The 1398-nt window shown below is 68.2% G+C and carries 2 pseudogenes; both read right to left on the reverse strand.

Annotated elements, in window-relative coordinates:
• Positions 1–883, reverse strand: a pseudogene (locus tag ADBZ5U_RS16375) (hypothetical protein); the annotation flags it as partial.
• Positions 884–1110: 227 nt separating this feature from the next.
• A pseudogene (locus ADBZ5U_RS16380) lies at positions 1111–1398 on the reverse strand (alkaline phosphatase family protein); the annotation flags it as partial.

Genomic DNA, 1398 nt, shown 5'->3' on the forward strand with positions numbered 1-1398 from the left:
GGAAACTCGTGCCGATCGGCCAGGCGTTTCGGGGCGCCCCGTACTCGATCACCGTCGGGGTCCCGGTCATTGCCCATCCCGGGATCGTCACGGCGCTGTACCCGGACAGTGAGGGGTCGCCGAGTTCCGCCCCCGGGTTGACCAACAGGTTAGGGCTTTGGGCCTGGCTGGTCGTGGTGACCGCGGCGGCCGGGACGATGCCGACCAGTCGCTCGAATTCCTTTCGCGCCCAGGCCAAAACGCTGAACAACATCGGAGCCTGATTGGGTGCGCCGCCGGTGCCGCCGCCGAGTAGGGATGCCAGCGCGGGGCTGACCAGTTGCGCGGTGGTGCTGGCAGGCAGCATCCGGGGCGCGGTCGCGGCCGGGCGGGTGGGCTGGAAAATCGTCGGGGCGGGGGCGGGCGCGGTCACCGTCCCTGCCGCCGCTGCCGGTGCGGGGGTCGGCACGACCGGCGCGATGACCGGTGCGGCCGCCTCGGAGCTGCTCTGGCGGAGCGCGGTGACCGATTCAGTGGGCGCGGGGGTGTCATGTCCGACCACCGCAGCGCTCGGCTTGGGCGGTGTGACGCGGCGACTGACCGGGGGCGCGCTGTTGTCGTCCTCGGTTCCAGGGTCGGTGTCGATTGTTGCCGCGGAGCGCGGCGCGCCGTCCGCCGCGGCCGTTGCAGCCTCGTTTGTTTGCTTAGCCGGGCCGCCGCGGCGGGCGGACATGGGCAGCCGCGCCTTGCCCACCTCCCGCTGCGTTTTCGACTGCGCCGAGGAACTTTCTGTGCCAGGGCTATCCGGAGTGTCGGCGTGAGCCGGTACGGCGGTGATGCCGTAGCCGACGCCAAGTGCGACGGCCAACGCGCCCAACCGGCCGATGTATCGGGCGTAACCCATAGTTGGTTCCTTTCACCTGGAGATAGAGTTGATTCATAAGTCGGCTGGTGCGGACTGTTGAATCGTTGGGTTGTTGCTTGTTCGCCTGGTCCGCCGACGTCCCCAGGTGTGGCCGTGGACTGGCAGATACTGCGCCAATACCGACGACGCGGCAACGCGATCAACCTCGCCGCCCGAGCCGTCGCCTACATCTGGAACGCCAAGCTCGCACACTTATGAATCAACTCTTAGGTCGGAATGACGTTGGCCTCGAGCACCCACGGCAGTCCGGAGGCGGCGGGAGGAGCCGGTAGCGGCGGGTCGGACGGCGGGATGGTTCCTGCCCCGGTGAGGTAGGCGACCACCCGCGCCAGCGCCTGGGTGACCCCGACTGCCAGGTCGCCGTTGAATTGCACGATCCACGTCGTCGCCTCGGCGATACCGCTGATGAGGAAGATGTCCTGATCGACCACCGACTGCAGCATGTCGGTGATGTCAGTGACGAAGCCGTCGATGAAGTACGGGACGCTCGCGAA

Source organism: Mycobacterium sp. (assembly GCF_040398885.1).
GTDB lineage: Bacteria > Actinomycetota > Actinomycetes > Mycobacteriales > Mycobacteriaceae > Mycobacterium.